Source organism: Streptomyces sedi, assembly GCF_006335015.1.
GTDB classification, from domain to species: Bacteria; Actinomycetota; Actinomycetes; order Streptomycetales; family Streptomycetaceae; genus Streptomyces; species Streptomyces sedi.
In genome coordinates, this window is record NZ_VDGT01000001.1 from 1 (window position 1) to 20492 (window position 20492).

The window sequence follows — 20492 nt, forward strand, 5'->3', positions numbered from 1 at the left end:
CCGAGGAAGCCGAACGGCTCCGCACCGAGGCCGAAGCAGTACTCGACGGCGCCCGCGAGGACGCCTCCCGCCGCCGCACCGAGGCAGCCGAACAGGCCGACCAACTGATCGCCGGCGCCACCGAGGAGTCGCAGCGACTGACCACCGAGGCGGAGAAGCGGGCCGACGGCATGGTCTCGGCCGCCCGCAAGGAGTCCGACCGCCTGCTGGCGGAGGCGAAGGCGAACGGCCAGGAGACGGTGGAACGCGCCCGCGCGGACGCCAACACGCTGCTGGAGGAGGCCCGTCGGGACGCCGCGGCGATCCGGGGGCGCGCCGAGGAGCTGCGCACGCGGGTCGAGTCCGAGGTCGAGGAGCTGCACGACCGGGCCAGGCGGGAGTCCGCCGAGCAGGCCAGGGCGGCGGGCGAGCGGGTCGACAAGCTGATGCGCGCCGCCGAGGAGCAGCGCGAGGAGGCCAGGGAGGCCGCCGCCAAGATCACGGCGGACGCCAACGCCGAGGCGGGCAAGGTCCGTGTCGCGGCCGTGCGCAAGGCCGAGGCGCTGCTGAAGGAGACGGAGCTACAGCGGACGGCGACCCTCGCCGAGGCGCGGGAGGCCCGCGTCCAGGCCGAGCGGGAGGCGACCCGCATGGTCGAGGAGGGCAAGCGTGAGCTGGAGCAGCTGGCCCGCAGGCGTGAGGACATCAACGCCGAGATCTCCCGCGTGCAGGACGTCCTGGAGGCGTTGGAGGGTTTCGAGGCGCCCAAGCCGTCCGGGTCCGCCAAGTCCGGCAAGGGGCAGCCCGGTTCGGTCACGGCCACCGCCGGCGCGGGCTCCGGGCGACCGGCGGGGAAGCGTCCCGGCGCCTGAGTCGCACGCGCGTGCGTGCGACCCACCGTCACGATGGGCGGAAGCGGCGAACATTCTCCACAGAGTGTTGAGATCCGCTCGAAGACACGCCGTTATGCCCCCTAGGATGAAGCCTCCGAGGCACGCACCCCGTTCCGAATCGACCGATGTTTCACCTTGGTTGGGAGCCAGGACCTCGAAGCGCAGAACGCCAAGCCCCGATCCCCTACTCACTCACCCGTCTGAATCGACAGGAACCCCATGAGCGACACTTCCTCTTCCCCATTCGGCTTCGAGCTCGTTCGGCGTGGCTACGACCGCGGGCAGGTGGAGGACCGCATCTCCAAGCTCGTCGCGGATCGCGACGGCGCGTTGGCGCGCATCACCTCCCTGGAGAAGCGGATCGAGGAACTGCACCTCGAAACCCAGAACGCCCAGGCCCAGATCACCGACTCCGAGCCCTCCTACGCCGGTCTCGGCGCGCGCGTCGAGAAGATCCTCCGCCTCGCCGAGGAGGAGGCGAAGGATCTGCGCGACGAGGCCCGCAGGTGGGCCGAGCAGCACCGTGAGCTGGCCGAGGGCGCGGCCCAGCAGGTCCGGAACGACGCCGAGGCGTACGCGGCCGAGCGCAAGGCCAAGGCCGAGGAGGACGGCGCCCGGATCGTCGAGAAGGCCGAGGGCGAGGCGACGGTGACCCGCGCCGACGCCGAGAAGGACGCCCAGGCCAAGCGCGAGGAGGCGGACGCCCTCTTCGAGGACACCCGAGCCAAGGCGGCGCAGGCCGCGGCCGACTTCGAGACCAACCTGGCCAAGCGTCGGGAGCAGTCGGAGCGCGACCTGGCCTCGCGTCAGGCCAAGGCCGAGAAGCGGCTGGCGGAGATCGAGCACCGTGCCGAGCAGCTGCGCCTGGAGGCGGAGAAGCTCCGCACGGACGCCGAGCGTCGGGCCCGCCAGACGGTGGAGACGGCGCAGCGTCAGGCCGAGGACATCGTGGCGGACGCCAACGCCAAGGCCGACCGCATCCGCAGCGAGTCCGAGCGCGAGCTGGCCGCCCTGACCAACCGCAGGGACAGCATCAACGCCCAGCTGACCAACGTCCGCGAGATGCTGGCCACGCTGACCGGCGCCCAGGTGGCCGCCGCGACGCTGGGCGACACGGACGACGGTGACGAGGGGCTGAGCCAGGGCGTTCCCGCCCAGCAGTCCCGCTGAGCCGCCGCTCACTCCAACGGGCCAGGGCCCGCCGCCGTCCACGGGCGGCGGGCCCTGGCCCGTCTTAGCGTCGTGGACATGATCGAGCTGTCGGGAGTGACCAAGCGGTACGGACTCAAGACGGCGGTGCGGGAGCTGACCTGTGTGATCAGACCTGGTCTGGTCACGGGCTTCCTCGGCCCCAACGGCGCCGGCAAGTCCACCACGATGCGGATGATCCTCGGCCTGGACCGGCCCACGGCCGGCCGCGCCCTGGTCGAGGGGCGGCCTTACGCGCTGCTGAGGGATCCGTTGACGGTGGTCGGCGCACTGCTGGAGGCCAGATCCGTCCATCCGGGGCGGACCGCCTACCACCATCTGCTGTGCCTGGCGCAGAGCAACGGCATCCCCAGACGGCGGGTGGGCGAGGTGCTCGACCTGGTGGGGCTCGGCGCGGTCGGCGCGCGGCGCCCCAAGGGCTTCTCGCTGGGCATGGGCCAACGCCTCGGTATCGCGAGCGCGTTGCTCGGCGATCCGCGCATTCTGATCTTCGACGAGCCGGTGAACGGACTCGACCCCGAGGGCATTCACTGGGTTCGGAATCTGATCAGGAGACTGGCGTCCGAAGGTCGAACTGTCTTTGTGTCGAGCCATTTGATGAGCGAAATGGCTCTGACCGCCGATCATTTGATCGTGATCGGGCAGGGGCAGCTGTTGGCCGACACCTCGATGGCCGGCTTTATCGAGGAGAACGCGCGTTCCTACACCCGCGTCCGCTCCCCGGACCGGGAGAAGCTGCTCGACGCGCTCTCCCACGCCGGGCTCGACGCGGCGCCCTCCGGGGCGCCGGGCGCCGAGGGCGCGTGGGAGCTGGAGGGCGACCGGACCGCGGTGGTCGGCGAACTGGCCGCCGAACGCCGCCTGGTCCTCCACGAGCTCGGCCACCACCGGGCGTCGCTCGAAGAGGCGTTCATGCGGCTGACCAGCCAGTCCGTCGAGTACCAGGCGCATGTCGGCGCCGAGGAGGGCTGAACGGTGTCCCCCATGCCCCGGGTCCTGCTCTCGGAGTGGACCAAGATCCGCACCGTCCGTGCCACGCTCTGGACCCTGGTCAGCGCGCTGCTGGTCACCGTGGTGCTGGGCGTGCTGATCAGCGTGCTGCTCAACAACACCTTCGACGACCTCTCCCGCGAGGACCGGGCGACCTTCGACCCCACCTTCATCAGCTTCTCCGGCACCCAGCTGGGGCAGCTGGCGATGATCGCGTTCGGCATCCTGGTCGTCGCCAACGAGTACAGCACCGGCATGATCCGCTCCTCCCTGTCGGCGGTGCCGGTGCGCGGTCAACTCCTCGCCGCCAAGCTGGCGGTGGCCACCGCGCTGGCGCTGGCGGTCGGGATGGTGACCAGCTTCGCCTCGTTCCTGCTGGGCCAGCTGGCGCTGGGCGACCACCGCACCGACCTCTCCGAGCCTGGCGTGCTGCGCGCGGTCTTCGGCACCGGCCTCTACATGGGGCTGATCGCGCTCTTCGCGATGGGGCTGACCTGGGTGCTGCGCAGCCCGCTGCTCTCCTTCGGGGTGCAGATCCCGTTCTTCTTCATGATCTCCAACATCCTGGCCAACGTTCCGGCGACCGAGAAGATCGGCCAGTACCTCCCCGACCAGGCGGGCTCCCGCGCGATGGCGGTCGTCGACACCGGCGACTGGCCCTACGGCCCCTGGACCGGCCTGCTCATCATGCTCGCCTGGGTCGCCGCCGCCGTCCTCGCCGGCTGGCTCGTCCTCCGCCACCGCGACGCCTGACCACACCGTCCCGCGAGTCCCCTCCCTGCCGGAGCCCCGAGTCGCCCCGGCAGGGCGGGGATTGACGTGCGACTCCGCAGCGCCACGTGGCCCGACGAACACTCACCGTACGACTTCGCCGTGTAGCATGACGCATACAGTGCGAGAGGGGGACCCTTGGCCAACAACGGCGGCAAAGGGCGCAAGTTGGCAAACATGGGCGTCGCGCCGAAGCCCCCTCTCTACTCGCCTCCAACCGTTCCGCCCGCGGACGAAGTCGACTACGCGATGGACCTCGACGGTGAGAACAAGCTCTACGTTCGCCTGAGGACGTACCGCGGGCGCATCGTCGACTTCGCGATCATGCAGCGGACCCTGTTGTACGAACGCTGGGAGGAGATCGCCCGGATCGACTGCTGCGGCGGGACGATCCACCGGCACCTCTTCAGCCGGGACGGAGAGATCCTGCTCGACCACGACCTGATCCGTGACATACCTCATGGTGAAGGTTCGTGGGCCGTGGTGGACGATGGATACCTACCCGCCCTCGACGAACTGCAAGAGCGCTGGGAGAGCAACCTACGGAGGTGGCGAGATGGCCGGTAGCGCCGATCTGCGCAAGAAGGCGGCGTTCGCCGTCGCGCGTGATCTCGCCAGGCCGGAGACACGCGAGCTGTTCGCCGACAACGGCTTCCCGTCCCAGTCCAACATCATCGTGACGCTGGAGTCCGACACCGTTGAAGAGGTGTTCGACCGCGTCCGACGCGACGCGCCCCCTGTCACGGTAGCGATCTACTGGCCTGCCACGGAACGACTTGAGTACACGAGCTTCAGGCCGGGCGACCAACTCGGCGACCGCGTCGCCGGCACGGAGGACGTGGGAGCCACGGCGACGATCGGAATGCTCTTCGACCACGTCGAGAGGCAGGACACCCACGGCTTCCGCTTCAACCTCGTGTGGGAGCGGCCCGCCATGAAGGTCGCACGCTTCGAGTCGGCGCTGCGCTGACGCCGGACGGCACACGCACGGCCGTCGACCAGCCCGGGTAGGACGACGTTCCCACCCGGGCCGTCGTACGTAAAGGCGGGTTTCCTCGGTGAGTTTGTGTACTCGTGAGCCTTTGATAATAGGGTCAGCCGAACGGGGGCGAGGCGTGGTTCTGCGTCGGGCCCCGGTGAGTGAACCCGAGACGGATCCCGAGACGCACTGGATGACAGGATGATCGAGGCAACCGGCCTGACCAAGAGCTACGGCTCGAAGACGGCCGTCTACAACCTGAGCTTCCGGGTGCTTCCCGGCAAGGTCACCGGGTTTCTCGGCCCCAACGGCGCCGGGAAGTCGACCACGATGCGGATGATCCTGGGTCTGGACGCCCCCACCGACGGGTCGGTCACCATCGGCGGCCACCAGTACCGGGAGCTTCCCAACGCCCCGCGGCTGGTCGGGGCGTTGCTGGACGCCAACGCCAAGCACGGGGGGCGCAGCGCGCGGGCCCATCTGCTGTGTCTGGCGCAGCTCTCGGGGATTCCGGCGCGGCGCGTCGACGAGGTGCTGGACGTGGTGGGGCTGACGCAGGTGGCCCGGAAGCGTTCCAAGGGCTTCTCGCTGGGCATGGGCCAGCGACTGGGCATCGCCGCGGCCCTGTTGGGCGACCCCCAGGTGCTGCTCTTCGACGAGCCGGTCAACGGGCTCGACCCGGAGGGCATCCGCTGGGTGCGCGAGTTGATGCGGAGGTTGGCGAGTGAGGGACGGACGGTGTTCGTCTCCAGTCACCTGATGAGCGAGATGGCTCAGACCGCCGACCATCTGATCGTGATCGGTCGGGGCCAGCTGATGGCGGACCTGCCGGTGCGCGCGTTCATCGAGCAGAACTCCACCGGCTTCGCGCGCCTGCGCACGCCCGACGGGGACGAGGCGGGGCGCGAGAAGCTGGTGCGGGTGCTGGCCGAGGCCGGCGGCCAGGTCCAGGCCGAGCCCGAGGGGACGCTCAAGGTGACGGGCGTCGAGCTGCCGCGCATCAGCGAGTTGGCGCACGCGGCCGACGTGCGGCTGTGGGAGCTGTCGCCGCACCACGCCTCGCTGGAGGAGGCGTACATGCGGATGACGCAGGGCGCGGTCGACTACCGCTCCAGCGAGGACCAGCGTTCCGGGCTCCAGGGGCCGCCGCAGCAGGCGCCGGGCGGCTGGCAGCAGCCGGTGGGGCCGCAGGGCGGCTACGCCCCGCCGCCACCGGGCGCCGGCTTCGGCGCGCCCCCGCCGGCGCACGCCGCCCCGCCGCACCCGCCGCACGCCGCCCACCAGGCCGCCGCCCCGTACCGCCCCGAGGACGCCCGATGACGACTCCCCCGCCGCCCCCGCACGTTCCCCAGCAGCAGCCCGGTCCGCCCCCGCACACGCCGCAGCCACCGCCGCAGGCCGACGCGGGGCAGCAGCCGTTCCCTCCGCAGGCGCCGCCGCAGGCTTACGCGCAGCAGCAGCCGTTCCCGCCGCAGCAGGTTCCCGGGCAGCGGCAGCAGGAGCCGGGGCACGCGGGGCCGCCGCAGCAGGCGCCGGTGGTCGCCTCGTCGCTCCCGATGGTGAACACGCATATCGGACACGCGCTGCTGTCCGAGTGGACGAAGATCCGCACCGTGCGTTCCACGGTCTGGACGTTGGCGCTGACCGTGCTGCTGACGGTCGGCATCGGGTTGATCTTCGCCGCGGCGCTGAGCGGCGAGGACTTCGTGGGGATGCCGCTGCTGGGCGGCGGGTTCTTCGGCCTGATGTTCGGCCAGCTCTGTGTGATCAGCCTCGGGGCGCTCGTGATCACCTCCGAGTACGGCACGGGCATGATCCGGACCACGCTGACCGCCAGCCCCCGGCGTGCCCGGGTGCTGATCGCCAAGGGGCTGGTGTTCTTCTCGCTCTCCTTCGCCGTCACGCTGGCCGCGACCGCGCTGACCGCGCTGATCCACTCCTCGATGCTGGGCGACCAGACCGTCCCCGTGTACGAGTACGACAACCCCGACATGGAGGGGTCGATCGAGAACGGCGAGATCGTCGCCTCAAGCGGCCACTGGGTCGACGCGACCGTGGGCGCCTCGCTGTACGTGGCGCTGCTCGGTCTGTTGGCGCTGGCCGTCGGCGCGCTGCTGCGGCACTCGGCCGGGGCGATCAGCACCATGCTGGGCGTGGTGCTGGTGCCGCTGATCGCCGCGCTGTTCATGGTCGGCGAGAGCCTGGCGGACCTGCGGGAGGCGCTGATCGAGTACTCGCCGTTGAACGGGCTGGCGACGATGTTCCACATCCCGATGACCGGCGAGACGACGGACTCCGGCTGGCCGCTGCTGGGGCTGCTGGCCGCGGTGACGGCCGGCGCGACGATCGCCGCGGTGGCGCGGCTGACCACCACCGACGTCTGACGCGCGCGACCGGGCCGGTCGGGAGACCGGCTCAGTAGCGCGGCGCGTTCCGGGACCGCGGGGGCCTCACGCCCCTGCGGTCTCTCGCGTTCCAGCAGGCACGGTGCCAGTGCCTGCGGTCCTCCACCGCGCCCATCCTCGGCCAGCTCACCACGTGCGGGACGCCCGGCGGGATCTCCTGGTCGCAGCCGGGGCAGCGGTAGTGCTTGGCCGCCGCGGCGCCGGTGACCCCGCGCACCACCCACTCCTCGCCGCGCCACTCGTCGGTGCGCTCCAGACCGTACTCGCGGGGACCCTCACCGCCCGTTGAGGGCTGCTGACGACCGCGGGGGCGGTTGCGACGGGGGGACACGGAACACCTCGACCTGGCTCGGCGGTTCGGCTGGCGGGCACGGCCGGCCCCGCGGTCACACGCCGGAGGGCGCGGACGAGCACAGGAGGGCCGGGCGGCGCAAACGAGTTTACGCGGGGCCCTCGCCCGCCCTCCCGACGATCAATTGATGATCATCGGAAAAACCTGCCGCCGTCCCGTGCCTTTGGCACGTGTCACGCGTTAAGGCCCATGGGGACACCCGGAACCAGGCAGGTCACGGCGAGCCCGTCCGGGCGCGCGAGGAGGGCGGAAGCGATGACGACCATACGGATAGGGACATTTGTGCTGGCCGGTCAGTTTCCGGGGCAGGGCCAGCGGGAGGCACTCGACCGGGCGGTGCGCTCCGCCGAGACGGCCGACGAGGTCGGGCTGGACGCCGTCTGGCTCGCCGAACACCACTTCGTTCCCTACGGCCTGTGCCCTTCGGCGACCACCCTGGCCGCCCTGCTGCTCGGCCGCACCCGCCGGATCGGGGTCGGGACCGCGATCAGCGTGCTCTCCACCCAGCACCCGGTGGCCCTCGGCGAGCAGGCGACGCTGCTGCACCTGACGTCCGGGGGCCGGTTCACCCTCGGCGTGGGGCGCGGCGGCCCCTGGGTCGACCTGGAGGTCTTCGGCACGGGCCGGGAGGCGTGGGAGCGGGACTTCCCCGAGTCGCTCGACCTGCTGCTGCGCTGGCTGACGCAGCCGGCGGTGGACGCTGACGGGGAGCGCTATCGCTTCCGTTCGGTGCCGGTGGTGCCCAGGCCGGGCGAGGAGTCGGCCCCGCCGCCACCCGTCGTGGTGGCGTGCACCTCGCCGGCGACCGTGCGCCTGGCGGCGCGGCGCGGGCTGCCGATGCTGCTGGGGATGCACATCGGGGACGCGGAGAAGGCGGAGATGGTGGCGCTGTGGCGGTCCACGGCCGCGCAGGCGGGGCTGCCGCCGGAGGCGGTGCGCGCGGCCGACCATGTGGCGGCGGGCGTGGGGCAGGTCGGGGACAGCCAGTCGGAGGCCGTGCAGACGCTGCGCCGTTCGCTGCCCGGCTGGCTGCGGCAGGGCCTCTCGGCGCACCAGACGCTGGACGGCGGTCCGCGCGCCATGCGCGACCCGCGCGCCTACACCGAGCTGCTGTGCGAGCTGCACCCGGTGGGCGACCCCCAACTCTGCGCGGACCGCCTGGCGTTGACCAGCGAGCGCACGGGCATCACCCGCTTCGCGCTGATGGTCGAGGGCTCGGGGGAGACGGCGGCGACGGAGCGGAACGTGCGCCGGCTCGCGGAGGACGTGCTGCCGCTCCTCCCCGGACACGCGGGGAAGGAGGCGGCAGCGACCGGGGTCTCCGTGCTCAGCAGTCGCGCAGTACCGGGGACTGGTTGAGGATCTGACCGCGGATGGAGGTGAACCGGGTGTGCCGCTCGTCGCTCGACGTGTCGAGCGGGAAGACGGCGACCCGGTGGCAGTTCTGGAAGGCCAGACGGACGCCGAAGTGCCGTTCGAGGGCACCCCTGATGGCGTCGCTGGCGAGGGCGCGCAGCAGCTGTCCGCGCGCCTGTTCGTCCGGTGGTGGTGTGGTGTTGTCGGCGAACTCCCCGCCGTCGACCTGGAGTCGGGTGACCAGACTGCTGATCATGTCCCAGGCGAAGGGCAGGGAGGTGCGGACGCAGTCGACGAACTCCTTCTCGTCGACCTCGCCCCGCTCGGCCTGTTCCAGTAACGCCGGTGAGACATCGAGCGACATGGGTTTCTCCTCTCGCGACCCCCGTCGGGGTCAGGCGCGGACTGGCCCGAGGGATGCCACCGTCCCCACACGGCTCAGACGTGCGGACGGCCACCCCCCTTGGGCCCGTCTTCCGGCTCGCCGTGGGCTCGCCCGGCGCCCGGGGGCGCAGGGGGGAACGCGGAGCTCACGAGATCCGAAGGACGGACGTAAGTCACGTTAGGCCGCGCGACCGGTGGTGTCAGTGGATTGGGCACATAACTGGCCACTGTCGAATCCGCAGAATCTTCCTCATACCAGGCGCCGTTGACCTCACCCGGTTACCACTCCGCCACCCCATGCTCACCCTCCTCATCCAGCCAGCGGTAGCACAGCTCCGGTCGGCCCACCCCGCCGTAGCGGGGCGCACGGAGGGCGCGCGCGGTCGCCACCAGATGTTCCAAATACCGTCGTGCGGTGATCCGTGAGACCCCCACGCGCTCCGCGGTGACCGTCGCGGTCAGCCCCTCGGGGGCGGCGCGCAGCGCCTCGATGACCGAGGCGAGCGTGGGTTGGCTCAGCCCCTTGGGCAGCGCGGCGGACACCGGGGAACGCAGCGCCGCCAGCGTCCGGTCCACCTCCTCCTGCCCGCCGGCCTCCCCCACGGCCTGCCGGAACGCCGCGTACCGCACCAGCCGGTCACGGAGCGTGGCGAAGGTGAACGGTTTGAGGACGTAGTGCACGACCCCGAGCGAGACGCCCTCCCGCACGCCCGTCAGATCACGGGCCGAGGTCACCGCGATCACGTCCACGGCGTGCCCGGCACCGCGCAACGCCCGCAGCAGCCGCAGCCCGTGACCGTCCGGGAGATACAGGTCCAGCAGCATCAGGTCCACCCCGGTGGTGGCCAGCAGCCGCGCCGCCTCGGCGCCGGAGCGGGCGACCCCGCTCACGACGAATCCCGGCACCCGCTCCACATAGCCGCGGTGTGCCTCGGCGGCCAGCGGCTCGTCCTCGACGACGAGCACCCGCACCGGCGCGGGTTCGCCCCCTGCCCCGGTCACGCGCCCCCCACCCGCAGCGGCAGCCGGACGGTGAAGCGCGCCCCGCCCGTCGTGGCGCGGGAGACCTCGACCGTTCCCCGGTTGCGGCGGACGGCCTGGCGCACCAGGGCCAGGCCGACGCCGCGCGGTCCGCGCGCCCGGTCCCCGGCCGGCTTGGTCGACCAGCCCCAGTCGAAGGCGGCCTCCGCGCTCTCCGCGCGCAGCCCGCCGCCGGAGTCGCTCACCTCCAGCAGCAGTTCACGCGCGTCGGCGCGCGCCCTGACCCACACGCGTGCGCCGGCGCGTGGATCGCTCTCACGGGCGCTCTCGGACACCGCGCGCTCCCGGGTGGACTCCATCGCGGCCTCCATGGCGTTGTCGATCAGATTGCCCAGGATGGTCACCAGGTCGCGCGGCGGCAGCGCGCGGGGCAGCACCCCGTCGTCGATCCGGCTGTCCTCGGTCAGCAGCAGCTCGACGCCGCGCTCGTTGGCCTGGGACACCTTCCCCAGCAGCAGCGCGGCGAGGACCGGTTCGGCCACCGCGTCCACCACGCGGTCGGTCAGCGCCTGCGCCAGCTCCAGCTCGGCGGTGGCGAACTCGACGGCCTCGTCCGCCCGTCCCAGCTCTATCAGCGCCACCACCGCGTGCAGCCGGTTGGCGGCCTCGTGCGCCTGGGCGCGCAGCGCGTCGGTGAACGCCAGGGCCGAGTCGAGCTCACCGGCCAGCTCCTGCAGCTCCGTGTGATCGCGCAGCGTCACCACCGTGCCCCGCCTGCTGCCGCCCGAGACCGGCGCCGAGTTGACGACGAGCACCCGGTCCTCGGTGACCCGCACCTCGTCCTCCAGGGGCCCCTCGGCCCGCAGGGTGGCGACCAGTTCGGGAGAGAGGTCCAGCTCCTCGGGGGTCCGGCCCACCGGCTCGTCGGGCAGCCCGAGCAGCTCCAACGCCGCGTCGTTGGCCAGCGCGATCCGGCCAGTCCCGTCCAGCAGCAACAGCCCCTCCCGCAACGCGCGCAGCGTCGCCTGGTGGTAGTCGTAGATCCGGCTCAATTCGGCCGCGTTCATGCCGTGGGTGTGTCGACGCAGCCGGGCGTTGACCGCCCAGGTGCCGAACGCGCCGAGCGCCAACGCCCCGCCCGCCACCATCAACAGGCCGCTGACCTGGTCCGCGACCCGACGCCCTATGGTCTCGACGGCCAGTCCAGCGCTCACCAGCGCCACGATCTCGTCGTCCGCCCAGACGGGGGTCACCACCCGCATCGAGGGGCCGAGGGTGCCGGTGTAGGACTCGGTGAAGGTCTCTCCACGAAGGGCCGGCTCAGTGTGGCCGATAAACGACTCTCCGATCAGCTCCGGATTGGGGTGGGTGAGCCGTTCCCCGTCGGGACGCATGATGGTGACGAACGTGATGCCGGTGTCCCGGCGCACCTGCTCGGCATAGGGCTGGAGCGCGGCGCTCGGGTCGTCCGAGCCGAGCGCGGAGAGCACGGAGGGGGCGTCCGCGATGGTCCGCGCGACCACGGTCACCTCGGTGCGCGCCGCCTCCTGCGCCTGGTCCCGGGTGTTGAGATACGTGAAGACCGCGCAGCCGGCGACGACCAGCGTCACCAGCAGGACCTGCATGGCGAAGAGCTGGCCGGCCAGCGAGCGCGGACGGGGGAGAGCCATAGCGCACAGTGTGCTCAGCCGGGACGTTGACCGAAAGCCACGGGACCGGCCGGAGCCCGGCGGAATCCCCGTTTCGCACGAACTCAATGAACGCAAGGGTGACCGACGTCACGTTCGGTTGGATAGTCGCGAGAGTTTCAGGCCGACCGCTCCGACAGGCCGACTCCACGACGACGAGGAGAACCCGTGGCTGCCAAGCCCACCGCCAACGCCCCCGCCTCCCCGGGGCCGAGGAAGCGGCGCGACCGCACGCACTATCTGTACATATTCGTGATCGTGGCGGTGGTCGCCGGCGTCACGCTCGGCATGGCCGCCCCCGACGTCGCCGTCGAGCTGAAACCGCTCGGCACCGGCTTCGTCGACCTGATCAAGATGATCATCTCGCCCGTCATCTTCTGCACCATCGTCCTGGGCATCGGCTCGGTGCGCAAGGCCGCCAAGGTGGGCGCGGTGGGCGGTCTCGCCCTCGGCTACTTCATGGTGATGTCGGCGTTCGCGCTGATCATCGGCCTGCTGGTGGGCAACGTCCTGCACCCCGGCTCCGGACTGGACATCACCGAGGCCACCCGGGAAGCCGGCGTCGCCCAGGCCGAGGGCGCCAGTGAGTCCACCGTCGACTTCCTGCTGGGCATCATCCCCACCTCCTTCGCCTCGGCGTTCACCGAGGGCGAGGTGCTCCAGACGCTGCTGGTCGCGCTGATGACGGGCTTCGCGCTCCAGACGATGGGCCGCGCCGGCGAGCCGGTGCTGCGCGGCGTCCAGCACCTCCAGAAGCTGGTCTTCCGCATCCTGGCGATGATCATGTGGGCCGCCCCGGTCGGCGCGTTCGGCGCGATGGCCGCCGTGGTCGGCGAGACGGGCGCCGGCGCGCTGCGCTCGCTCGCGGTCATCATGATCGGCTTCTACATCACCTGTGTGATCTTCGTGGTGCTGGTGCTGGGCCTGCTGCTCTGGGTGGTGGCCCGGATCAACATCTTCTCCCTGCTGAGGTACCTGGGCCGGGAGTTCCTGCTGATCCTGTCGACCTCCTCCTCGGAGTCGGCGCTGCCGAGGCTGATCTCCAAGATGGAGCACCTGGGCGTCAGCAAGCCCGTCGCCGGCATCACCGTGCCGACCGGCTACTCGTTCAACCTGGACGGCACCGCGATCTACCTGACCATGGCCTCGCTCTTCATCGCCGAGGTGATGGGCGACCCGCTGTCGGTGGGCGAGCAGATCAGCCTGCTGCTGTTCATGGTCATCGCGTCCAAGGGCGCCGCAGGCGTCACCGGCGCCGGCCTGGCCACCCTGGCCGGCGGGCTCCAGTCGCACCGGCCCGAACTGCTCGACGGTGTCGGCCTGATCGTGGGCATCGACCGCTTCATGAGCGAGGCCCGGGCGCTGACCAACTTCGCCGGCAACGCGGTGGCCACCGTGCTGGTCGGCACGTGGACCAAGGAGCTGGACCGGGAGCGCGCCACCGAGGTGCTGGCCGGGCGGCTGCCGTTCGACGAGTCCTCGATGACGGACGACCACGGGCACGGCGGCGGTGACGACGCCGACGCGGAGGCCGACGAGGCAGCGGGCGGCGGCGCGGGCGCCGAGGGCCGGCTGGCGAAGCAGCCGGGCGAACGGGATGAGGCGGCCCCCTCCGCCGAGGAGTCCAAGGCCCACTGAGGGCCGCCCGCCGCGGAGTTGACACCGCCCGCGGGCAGGAGAGGCCGGAGCGCCGGCCGGTGGCACCGTTCCCACGGGGCCGCCGGCCGGCGGCGGTCGCTCCGGGGCCCTCGCGGGAACGGGGCGCGGGTTCGAGGGGCAACTCGCGGGCGCGGGGCGGCTGTCGCCCCCGGGGAAGGCGGGAACGGTGGTGTGGGTGTCGGTGCGACGATCTAGGCTGCCCTCATGCGTCTTGTCATCGCTCGCTGCTCGGTCGACTACGCCGGCCGACTCACCGCTCATCTGCCCATGGCCCCGCGACTCGTCCTGGTCAAGGCCGACAACTCGGTCTCGATCCACGCCGACGACCGCGCCTACAAGCCGCTGAACTGGATGTCGCCGCCGTGCACCCTCAAGGAGGACGAGACGGAGGACGGCGGCCGGGTCTGGACGGTGGTCAACAAGGCGGGCGAGAAGCTGATCATCACCATGGAGGAAGTTCTCCATGACTCCTCGCACGAGTTGGGCGTCGACCCGGGGCTGATCAAGGACGGTGTGGAGGCGCATCTCCAGGAACTGCTGGCGGACCGGATGGAGACGCTCGGCGAGGGCTGGACCCTGATCCGCCGGGAGTTCCCGACGGCGATCGGCCCGGTGGACATCCTGGGTCGCGACGCCGACGGCGCCACGGTGGCCGTGGAGATCAAGCGACGCGGCGAGATCGACGGCGTCGAGCAGCTGACCCGCTACCTGGAGCTGCTCAACCGCGACCCCCATCTCGCGCCGGTGCAGGGCCTGTTCGCGGCCCAGGAGATCAAGCCGCAGGCCAGGACGCTGGCCACAGACCGGGGCATCCGCTGCGTGACCCTGGACTACGACGCGCTGCGCGGCATCGAGGACGACAAGCTGCGCCTGTTCTGACCGCGGAGCGCGGAGGCGCGGGGCGCGGTCGACTACGGTCCGCACCGGTGCGGTGGGTGGTCGTCCGCGCCCCGCCACGGATGCACCGCGCCGTTCCCCGCGCCCCCAAGCCGCCCACCGGCAGTCAAGGGGCGCGGGGAACTGCGCGAGCAACCCACCACCGGGGCCAGGCCGACAACCCACCCCGACCGGCAAGGTCGGTAGTCGGCCAACCGCGCCCCCGGCCAGGGCCTAGCGCACCGTGGCCGAGGCTCCGTGAGAAGAGGTGACCGTGGCCGTGGGCGTGGGCTCGCCGGCCGTCGGGGAGGCGTCCGGGCCGCCGTCGTCCCCCTCGGTCGGCGGGTCCTCCGGGTCCTCCGTGGGCGGGTCCGGGTCCGGGTCCTCGGTCGGCGGGTCGTCCGTCGGGGGGTCCTCCGGGTCGTCCGTGGGCGGGTCCGGGCTCTCCGTCGGCGGGTCGGTGTCGCCGCCACCGCCACCGCCGCCGCCGTTCTGACCGCCGCCGGCGCCGTCGTCCGATCCGCCGGACTCCGAGGGCGTCGGGTCCTCGGTGGTCGGGTCGGGCGGTGGGGGCTGCTCGGTCGTCGGGTCCTCGGTCGGCTCGGGGGTCGTCGGCTCGTCCGAGGTCGGGTCCTCGGTGGGCTCCTCCTCCTCGGTGGCCGGTCCCTCCTTCTCGGTCTCCTCGACGGTCGGGGCGTCCTCCTCGCTGGTCGCCGGGTCGTCGCGGGTGACGTTCTCCGTGTCGTCCTCCGGGTCGCCCGAGGTCAGGCCGAGGGCGACGACGGTGCCGAGGACCGCGGCGAGCAGCGCGCCGGCGCCGGTGGCGACCGCGTTGCGGCGGTTGCCCCGGGTGAACATCCGGCGCAGCGTGGCGCCCGACTCCTCGGGCGAACGCCCCCTGATGGTCAGGGTCAGCTCCGTCTGGCCGGGCGGCTCGGGGGCGCGCAGCCCGACGGGGGTCTCGTCGCCGTTCACCTCGGGCGGCGGCTGCTGGGTGACGGCCGCCTGGGCACCGAACGGCGGGGTGTGGGCGGGCGGCTGCGCCGGCGCCCTGGTCAGGTCGTCCACCAGCGTCAGGGCACGACGGCCGGCGACCGCGCCGCCGGCGTCGGAGAGCACGCCGCGCAGCGCCGTCGACGCCTCCAGCTCGACGCGGGCGCGCGCCAACTGCCCCTCGCAGATGGCGAGCACGCCCAGCTCGTGGTGGAAGTAGGCCTCCTGGGCGACGGCCCCGCTGGCCCTCGCGGCCTCCTGGCCGGTGCGCAGGGCCCGCTCCCAGGCGCCCCAGCGCAGCCCGGCGGCCAGCAGCGGGGCGGTGCGGCGCACCAGCTCCGTGGTCTCGGTGTGCAGGGAGGCCTGCTGGGCCGCGCGCAGCGCGGCGAGCACCACGTCGGCCTGGGCGACGACCTCGTCGGCCGAGGTGCCGGACTCGGCGAGCCACCATGAGTAGTGCCGGGTGAGCGCGGCCGTCCTGGCGGCGCCCTCGGCGGCCAGTTCCGAGCCCTCGAACGCGGCCGTCGCGGCCGGCTCCAGCCTGCGCCGGCGGCCGACCCGGGTGAGCAGCCCGCAGTCGTCCAGCTCGGTGTGGGCGGTGGCGGCCTCGGCGTCGCCGGTGAGCGCGGGCAGCGCCGCCGGGTCGGGCAGCTCGCCGCCGAGCGCCAGGCCGATGCGCAGAAGCTCCCTCGCACCGTCGGATATCGAGGCGGCCAGCGTGGTGACCAGCGCGTCGACCGAGGGCAGCGGCCCACGGCCGTCCAGCGCCCGGTACCGCAGCACGGCGCCGGCCTGCACGAAGTGGCGCGGCAGTCCGCCGCCGGCGCGGCCCAGCTCGTCGGCCCACTCGGCCTCGGCCGCTGTCAGCTCGCGGGCGACCGCGAGGGCCAGCAGCCGGCGGCCGGCCTCCGGGCCGATGCCGGCGACCGGCTCGTCAGCGACGCCGGAACTGGCCCCGGGCGCCGGCGCCTCCGGGCGCTGGGCCAGCAGGAAGGCGCACTCGGGCGTCGCGTTCAGCAGCTCGTCGAGGGCGGCGCCGCCGAACTCCACGTCGTCGAGCACCACCACGGCGCCGACCTCGCGCAGCGCGGAGCTCAACTCGGTCGGGCCCGGCCGGTAGTTGGCCACCTGGTGGACGGCCGCGTACAGCTCGTGCAGCAGGTCGCGCGGGGTGCGTCGGTGGCCGCTGAGGCGCACCACCCCGTCGGGGGCGAGCGTGGCGCAGTCCTCGGCGACGGCGGCCAGCAGCGCGCTGCGTCCCGCGCCTGACGGGCCGGTCAGCCGAACGGAACGGCCGCTGGCCAGCAGCGAACGGAGCCGGGCGCGCTGCTCCTCGCGGTCGAGTAGCGGCGGTCCCGGCTCGGGCTGGCCGGCGCCCGTGGCGGCGGTGCGGCGGGGGGCGGGTGGTCTGCGCCCGGGCGGGCAGGGCACGATCTCGCTGCCGTCCACGGGGTTGATGGTGAGCAGGAAGTCACCCGCGACCAGCCAGGTCGCCCGCTCCGACCCGTCGCCCGCGCCGCTGTGCTGCGCTGGCCGGTCGGCGGGCTGCGAGGGGTGGTTGAGGTCCATGGGTCAGAATCTCTCGGCAGTGAGTGCGGCGACGCCGCCCGATGATGGTGCCCACGCTACCTGTGGGGTGTGACAGAACGAACCTCGGTACCGCTAATTCCGTGAGCGGTGGCTCCCGTTGACCGCGTCGCGTGGGGCGAGGGCGCGGGCCGGTGCGGCGACGGCCGGGGGCCGTCCTTCGGGTTTCCCGACGCCGGAGGGCGGGCGGGTCAGGAGGCGATGGTCAGCACCCGGTGCAACCGTGCTGCGACCAGCACCCGCCACATCCGGGGCGGCACGTCGCGCAGCACCAGCCGCCGGCCGGCGCGTCCGGCCCTGCGGTGGACGCCCATGATGACGCCGAGCCCTGTGGCGTCCCAGGCGTTCAACCCGGCGATGTCCAGCACCAGGTCGCCCTCGCCCGAGTCGACGGCGTGGTGCAGCGCGACCCTGGCGTCGGCCGCGCTGTGCACGTCGAGCCGGCCGCCGACGACCAGCGCGGCGGCGTCGCCGGTGATCCGCAGGCAGGGGCCGTCGGTCGAGGGCGCCGGGGGTTGGGAGAGGGCGGAAAGCAGGGTGCGCGGCCTGGCGCGCCGGCGGTCCTCCTGGCGGCGCCGGCCCTCCGCGGGCGCGCCCGCCGAACTGGCTGTGCTGATGAGTGCGTTGATGGTGGCGATGGCTCTTCCGTCGCTCTTTCGGTGTCGGTGCGTGTGGGGGTGAGGGGACAACGATGTCCCGGGGACGGCGTGGCCGGGGTGCGGCGGCTGCCGTTTCGGCGCCGGGCGGCGGGTGACCGCGCCGGTGCGGGGTGTGGCTGGGCCGGGCGTCGGGTCAGTGGGGGTAGAAGCCCTGGCCGGTCTTGCGGCCGAGACTGCCGGCGTCGACCATCCGCCGCATGATCTCGGGCGGGGCGAACTTGCCGTCGGAGGACTCGCGGTGGATGTTCTCCGTGGCGTGCAGCAGCACGTCGACACCGGTGAGGTCGGCGGTGGCCAACGGGCCCATCGCGTGGCCGAAGCCCAGGCGGCAGGCGGTGTCGATGTCCTCGGCCGTGGCGACGCCGGACTCGTAGAGGCTGACGGCCTCCATGACCAGCGCGGTGATCAGCCGGGTGGTGACGAAGCCGGCGACGTCGCGTTCGACGACGATGACGGTCTTGCCCGTCGACTCGGCGAACTCCTTGGCGAACGCCAGGGTCTGGTCGCTGGTCAGGTGGCCGCGCACCAGCTCGCAGAGCGGCATCAGCGGCACCGGGGAGAAGAAGTGGGTGCCGACCACGCGGTCGGGGCGTTCCGTCGCGGCGGCCAGCTTGGTGATGGGGATGGCCGAGGTGTTGGAGGCCAGCACGGTCTCGTCCTTGACCAGGCCGTCGAGGGTGCGCAGCAGTTCGCGCTTGGTGTCGGCGTCCTCGAAGACGGCCTCGACCACGAGGTCGGCGTCGGCGGCGGCGTCGAGGTCGGTGGTGGTGGTGATCCGGGCCAACGCGGCGTCGGCGTCGGCCTGGGCGACGCGTTCCTTCTCGACGAACTTGGCCAGTGAGGTCTCCACCGCTCGTCGCCCCCTGGCGAGCGCGTCCTCGGTGAGGTCGCGCAACACCACGTCCCAGCCGGCCTGGGCGGCGACCTGGGCGATGCCGGAGCCCATCAGACCGGCACCAACGACGGCGAGCTTCCTGGCCACGAGTGATCTCCCTTGATACACGGCGACTCCGGGGAGACTAGACCCTAGCGGCCACGGGCCGTTCGTGGGGGGAGAAGAGACACGCGTCACGACCGGTGGCCCCCGCCCGCCGTCAGCGGGTGGAGCGGCGGCAGCGGAACTCCTCGTCGTCGGAGGGGGCCGGCCGCGGACGCCCACCCGGCTGGGCACTCTCGTCGAGGGGGCGGCGGGCGAAGTCCCGCACCTCGTCGCTGAGCAGCCGTTCGCTGAGGTCCAACCTCCGCAGCAGGTCCGCCCGCAGCTCCTCCACGTCGTGCCCGGCGCGGTACGCGTGGCGCACGGTCTGGTGCAGGTTGGCGTGCACGGCCATCAGGTGGGCGGCGACCAACTCGGGGAGTGGGTCGCCCGGCTCACTTCCGGTCTCCTGGGCGAGGGTGCGGCCGAGTTGGGCGGTCGTCTGGTACTGCATCCCCATCAGCCGCGCCAGCAGCGAGTGGGAGCCGGTCACCACGGCGACGAACCGGTCGAACCCGTCGACCATGCCCAGGTTGACCGGACGGCGGTCGATGTCCTCCCGCAGCCCGTCGAGGACGGCCTCGGCGGCGGACTGGCCCGGCGCCCGGTCGCGCACCCGGGCCGAGGGGCGGTCGACGGTCTCCTCCTCGCGGTCGAAGAAGAGGTCCTCCTTGGCCGGGAAGTAGTTGTAGACCGTGTTCACCGAGACCTCGGCGGCTTCGGCCACCTCGGCGACGGTGACCGCGTCGAAGCCGCGCTCCATGAACAGCCCGGTGGCCACGTCCGAGATGTGCTGTCTGGTCTGCCGCTTCTTGCGCTCCCTCAATCCGGTCATGCGGGGCATCGTAGCGTTTCTTGACCAACTGAAAACTTGGGGCGATTGCATTTTTGCAGAGCCTCTGATTTTCTGGCGCCCATGACAGCGATCCTCAGCACGCACGACCTGGCGCTGACCTTCCCCACCAAGAAGGGACCGGTCGAGGCCGTCCGCGGCATCGACCTGACCGTGGAGCAGGGCGAGATCCTCGGCTTCCTCGGCCCCAACGGCGCGGGCAAGAGCACCACCCTGCGGATGCTCACCACCCTGCTCCCGCCCACCCGGGGCACGGCCACCGTCGCCGGCCACGACCTGGCCACCGAGCCGCGCGCCGTGCGGCGGAAGATCGGCTACGTCGCCCAGTCCGGCGGGCTCGACCCGCAGGAGCGGGTCCGCTCCGAACTGGTGCTCCAGGGCCGCTTCTACCGGCTCAGCCGCGCCGAGGCCGAGGCCAGGGCCGAGGAACTCGCCGTCGACCTCGACCTCACCGAACTCCTCGACCGCACCTGCGCCGAACTCTCCGGCGGCCAACGGCGCCGGCTGGACATCGCCATGGCCCTGACCCACCGGCCCGCGCTGCTGTTCCTGGACGAACCGACCACGGGGCTCGACCCCGGCAGCCGCGCCGACCTGTGGCAACTGGTGCGCCGCATCCGCGACGAGGGCACCACCGTCTTCCTCACCACCCACTACCTGGACGAGGCGGACGCCCTCGCCGACCGGCTGGTGGTCGTCGACCACGGCGAGATCGTCGCCGAGGGCACCCCGAGGGCCCTCAAGGAGCGCTACGGCGGCTCGCCCGAGGCGACCCTCCAGGACACCTTCATCGCCATCACCGGCCACGGACCGCGCCGCGAGGAGTCCGCGCCCCTCGCCGTGTGACCCCGGAGCCGCCCCCGCGTCCCGCACCGCCCGATCCCAGCCCGCCGAAAGGCCCA

At 72.5% G+C, this 20492-nt stretch carries 19 protein-coding genes and 1 pseudogene; 12 read left to right on the forward strand and 8 right to left on the reverse strand.

All coding sequences use genetic code 11. The annotated features are described in order from the left end of the window. The 8 genes and pseudogenes from FH715_RS27990 to FH715_RS00035 all read left to right on the forward strand — a co-directional run. Positions 1–851: pseudogene (locus FH715_RS27990) on the forward strand (hypothetical protein); the annotation flags it as partial. A 240-nt stretch (positions 852–1091) separates the two neighbouring features. Beyond that, positions 1092–2042, forward strand: coding sequence for a coiled-coil domain-containing protein (locus FH715_RS00005; protein WP_139639896.1), 951 nt, complete (start codon positions 1092–1094; stop codon positions 2040–2042). A gap of 78 nt (positions 2043–2120) precedes the next feature. Continuing rightward, complete coding sequence (locus FH715_RS00010; protein ID WP_139639897.1) at positions 2121–3053, forward strand: ATP-binding cassette domain-containing protein; 933 nt, start codon at positions 2121–2123, stop codon at positions 3051–3053. Positions 3054–3065: 12 nt separating this feature from the next. Beyond that, on the forward strand, positions 3066–3824 hold the full coding sequence (locus FH715_RS00015; RefSeq protein WP_139640356.1) for an ABC transporter permease: 759 nt from the start codon (positions 3066–3068) through the stop codon (positions 3822–3824). A gap of 156 nt (positions 3825–3980) precedes the next feature. After that, positions 3981–4409, forward strand: coding sequence for a DUF7718 family protein (locus FH715_RS00020; protein ID WP_139639898.1), 429 nt, complete (start codon positions 3981–3983; stop codon positions 4407–4409). Beyond that, a complete protein-coding gene (locus tag FH715_RS00025; RefSeq protein ID WP_139639899.1) occupies positions 4399–4812 on the forward strand; it encodes a hypothetical protein in 414 nt (137 codons plus the stop codon). The genes FH715_RS00020 and FH715_RS00025 overlap by 11 nt, the downstream gene beginning before the upstream one ends. Positions 4813–5022: 210 nt before the next feature. Then, on the forward strand, positions 5023–6141 hold the full coding sequence (locus FH715_RS00030; protein ID WP_139639900.1) for an ABC transporter ATP-binding protein: 1119 nt from the start codon (positions 5023–5025) through the stop codon (positions 6139–6141). Continuing rightward, a complete protein-coding gene (locus FH715_RS00035) occupies positions 6138–7205 on the forward strand; it encodes an ABC transporter permease (RefSeq protein WP_139639901.1) in 1068 nt (355 codons plus the stop codon). Before FH715_RS00030 ends, FH715_RS00035 begins: the two co-directional genes overlap by 4 nt. Before the next feature lie 31 nt (positions 7206–7236). Here FH715_RS00035 and FH715_RS00040 read toward each other — a convergent pair whose 3' ends face one another. Next, positions 7237–7557 carry an ATP/GTP-binding protein gene (locus FH715_RS00040; protein ID WP_139639902.1) on the reverse strand — a complete coding sequence of 107 codons (321 nt, stop codon included), beginning with the start codon at positions 7555–7557 and terminating at the stop codon, positions 7237–7239. 285 nt (positions 7558–7842) lie between these two features. On the opposite strand from FH715_RS00040, the gene FH715_RS00045 reads away from it, so the two are divergent. Beyond that, positions 7843–8937, forward strand: coding sequence for an LLM class flavin-dependent oxidoreductase (locus tag FH715_RS00045; RefSeq protein ID WP_139640357.1), 1095 nt, complete (start codon positions 7843–7845; stop codon positions 8935–8937). On the opposite strand, the gene FH715_RS00050 is transcribed toward FH715_RS00045, so the two are convergent. From FH715_RS00050 to FH715_RS00060, 3 genes are all read right to left on the reverse strand, one after another. Further along, positions 8906–9298: an SCO5389 family protein gene (locus FH715_RS00050; RefSeq protein ID WP_139639903.1), complete on the reverse strand. Its 393-nt coding sequence runs from the start codon at positions 9296–9298 to the stop codon at positions 8906–8908. The genes FH715_RS00045 and FH715_RS00050 overlap by 32 nt on opposite strands. A 299-nt stretch (positions 9299–9597) precedes the next feature. Next, complete coding sequence (locus tag FH715_RS00055; protein WP_139639904.1) at positions 9598–10320, reverse strand: response regulator; 723 nt, start codon at positions 10318–10320, stop codon at positions 9598–9600. After that, positions 10317–11969, reverse strand: coding sequence for an ATP-binding protein (locus FH715_RS00060; RefSeq protein WP_139639905.1), 1653 nt, complete (start codon positions 11967–11969; stop codon positions 10317–10319). The genes FH715_RS00055 and FH715_RS00060 overlap by 4 nt, the downstream gene beginning before the upstream one ends. Positions 11970–12155: 186 nt before the next feature. Between FH715_RS00060 and FH715_RS00065 the strand changes: the two genes are divergently transcribed. After that, a complete protein-coding gene (locus FH715_RS00065; protein ID WP_139639906.1) occupies positions 12156–13625 on the forward strand; it encodes a cation:dicarboxylate symporter family transporter in 1470 nt (489 codons plus the stop codon). A gap of 225 nt (positions 13626–13850) precedes the next feature. After that, entirely contained in the window at positions 13851–14525 is a 675-nt protein-coding gene (gene nucS, locus FH715_RS00070) for an endonuclease NucS (RefSeq protein ID WP_139639907.1), read from the forward strand. 231 nt (positions 14526–14756) lie between these two features. Here the strand turns inward: nucS and FH715_RS00075 are convergent, their stop codons facing one another. The 4 genes from FH715_RS00075 to FH715_RS00090 all read right to left on the reverse strand — a co-directional run bounded on the left by FH715_RS00075 (position 14757) and on the right by FH715_RS00090 (position 19572). After that, positions 14757–17084: an ATP-binding protein gene (locus tag FH715_RS00075; RefSeq protein ID WP_139639908.1), complete on the reverse strand. Its 2328-nt coding sequence runs from the start codon at positions 17082–17084 to the stop codon at positions 14757–14759. A 209-nt stretch (positions 17085–17293) separates the two neighbouring features. Next, on the reverse strand, positions 17294–17587 hold the full coding sequence (locus FH715_RS00080; RefSeq protein WP_139640358.1) for an STAS domain-containing protein: 294 nt from the start codon (positions 17585–17587) through the stop codon (positions 17294–17296). Positions 17588–17894: 307 nt separating this feature from the next. After that, positions 17895–18743, reverse strand: coding sequence for a 3-hydroxyacyl-CoA dehydrogenase family protein (locus tag FH715_RS00085; RefSeq protein WP_139639909.1), 849 nt, complete (start codon positions 18741–18743; stop codon positions 17895–17897). Between the two features lie 112 nt (positions 18744–18855). Then, positions 18856–19572 carry a TetR/AcrR family transcriptional regulator gene (locus FH715_RS00090; protein WP_139639910.1) on the reverse strand — a complete coding sequence of 239 codons (717 nt, stop codon included), beginning with the start codon at positions 19570–19572 and terminating at the stop codon, positions 18856–18858. Positions 19573–19653: 81 nt separating this feature from the next. Between FH715_RS00090 and FH715_RS00095 the strand changes: the two genes are divergently transcribed. Continuing rightward, positions 19654–20436, forward strand: a complete 783-nt coding sequence (locus tag FH715_RS00095; protein WP_139639911.1) for an ABC transporter ATP-binding protein — start codon at positions 19654–19656, stop codon at positions 20434–20436. The last annotated feature ends 56 nt before the right edge of the window (positions 20437–20492 follow it).

Bases quoted from the DNA above. Each gene is read 5' to 3' on its own strand.
- FH715_RS00005 (WP_139639896.1), top strand. From the start codon at position 1,092: ATGAGCGACACTTCCTCTTCCCCATTCGGCTTCGAGCTCGTTCGGCGT.
- FH715_RS00010 (WP_139639897.1), top strand. From the start codon at position 2,121: ATGATCGAGCTGTCGGGAGTGACCAAGCGGTACGGACTCAAGACGGCG.
- FH715_RS00015 (WP_139640356.1), top strand. From the start codon at position 3,066: ATGCCCCGGGTCCTGCTCTCGGAGTGGACCAAGATCCGCACCGTCCGT.
- FH715_RS00025 (WP_139639899.1), top strand. From the start codon at position 4,399: ATGGCCGGTAGCGCCGATCTGCGCAAGAAGGCGGCGTTCGCCGTCGCG.
- FH715_RS00030 (WP_139639900.1), top strand. From the start codon at position 5,023: ATGATCGAGGCAACCGGCCTGACCAAGAGCTACGGCTCGAAGACGGCC.
- FH715_RS00035 (WP_139639901.1), top strand. From the start codon at position 6,138: ATGACGACTCCCCCGCCGCCCCCGCACGTTCCCCAGCAGCAGCCCGGT.
- FH715_RS00050 (WP_139639903.1), bottom strand. From the start codon at position 9,298: ATGTCGCTCGATGTCTCACCGGCGTTACTGGAACAGGCCGAGCGGGGC.
- FH715_RS00060 (WP_139639905.1), bottom strand. From the start codon at position 11,969: ATGGCTCTCCCCCGTCCGCGCTCGCTGGCCGGCCAGCTCTTCGCCATG.
- nucS (WP_139639907.1), top strand. From the start codon at position 13,851: ATGCGTCTTGTCATCGCTCGCTGCTCGGTCGACTACGCCGGCCGACTC.
- FH715_RS00075 (WP_139639908.1), bottom strand. From the start codon at position 17,084: ATGGACCTCAACCACCCCTCGCAGCCCGCCGACCGGCCAGCGCAGCAC.
- FH715_RS00090 (WP_139639910.1), bottom strand. From the start codon at position 19,572: ATGACCGGATTGAGGGAGCGCAAGAAGCGGCAGACCAGACAGCACATC.
- FH715_RS00095 (WP_139639911.1), top strand. From the start codon at position 19,654: ATGACAGCGATCCTCAGCACGCACGACCTGGCGCTGACCTTCCCCACC.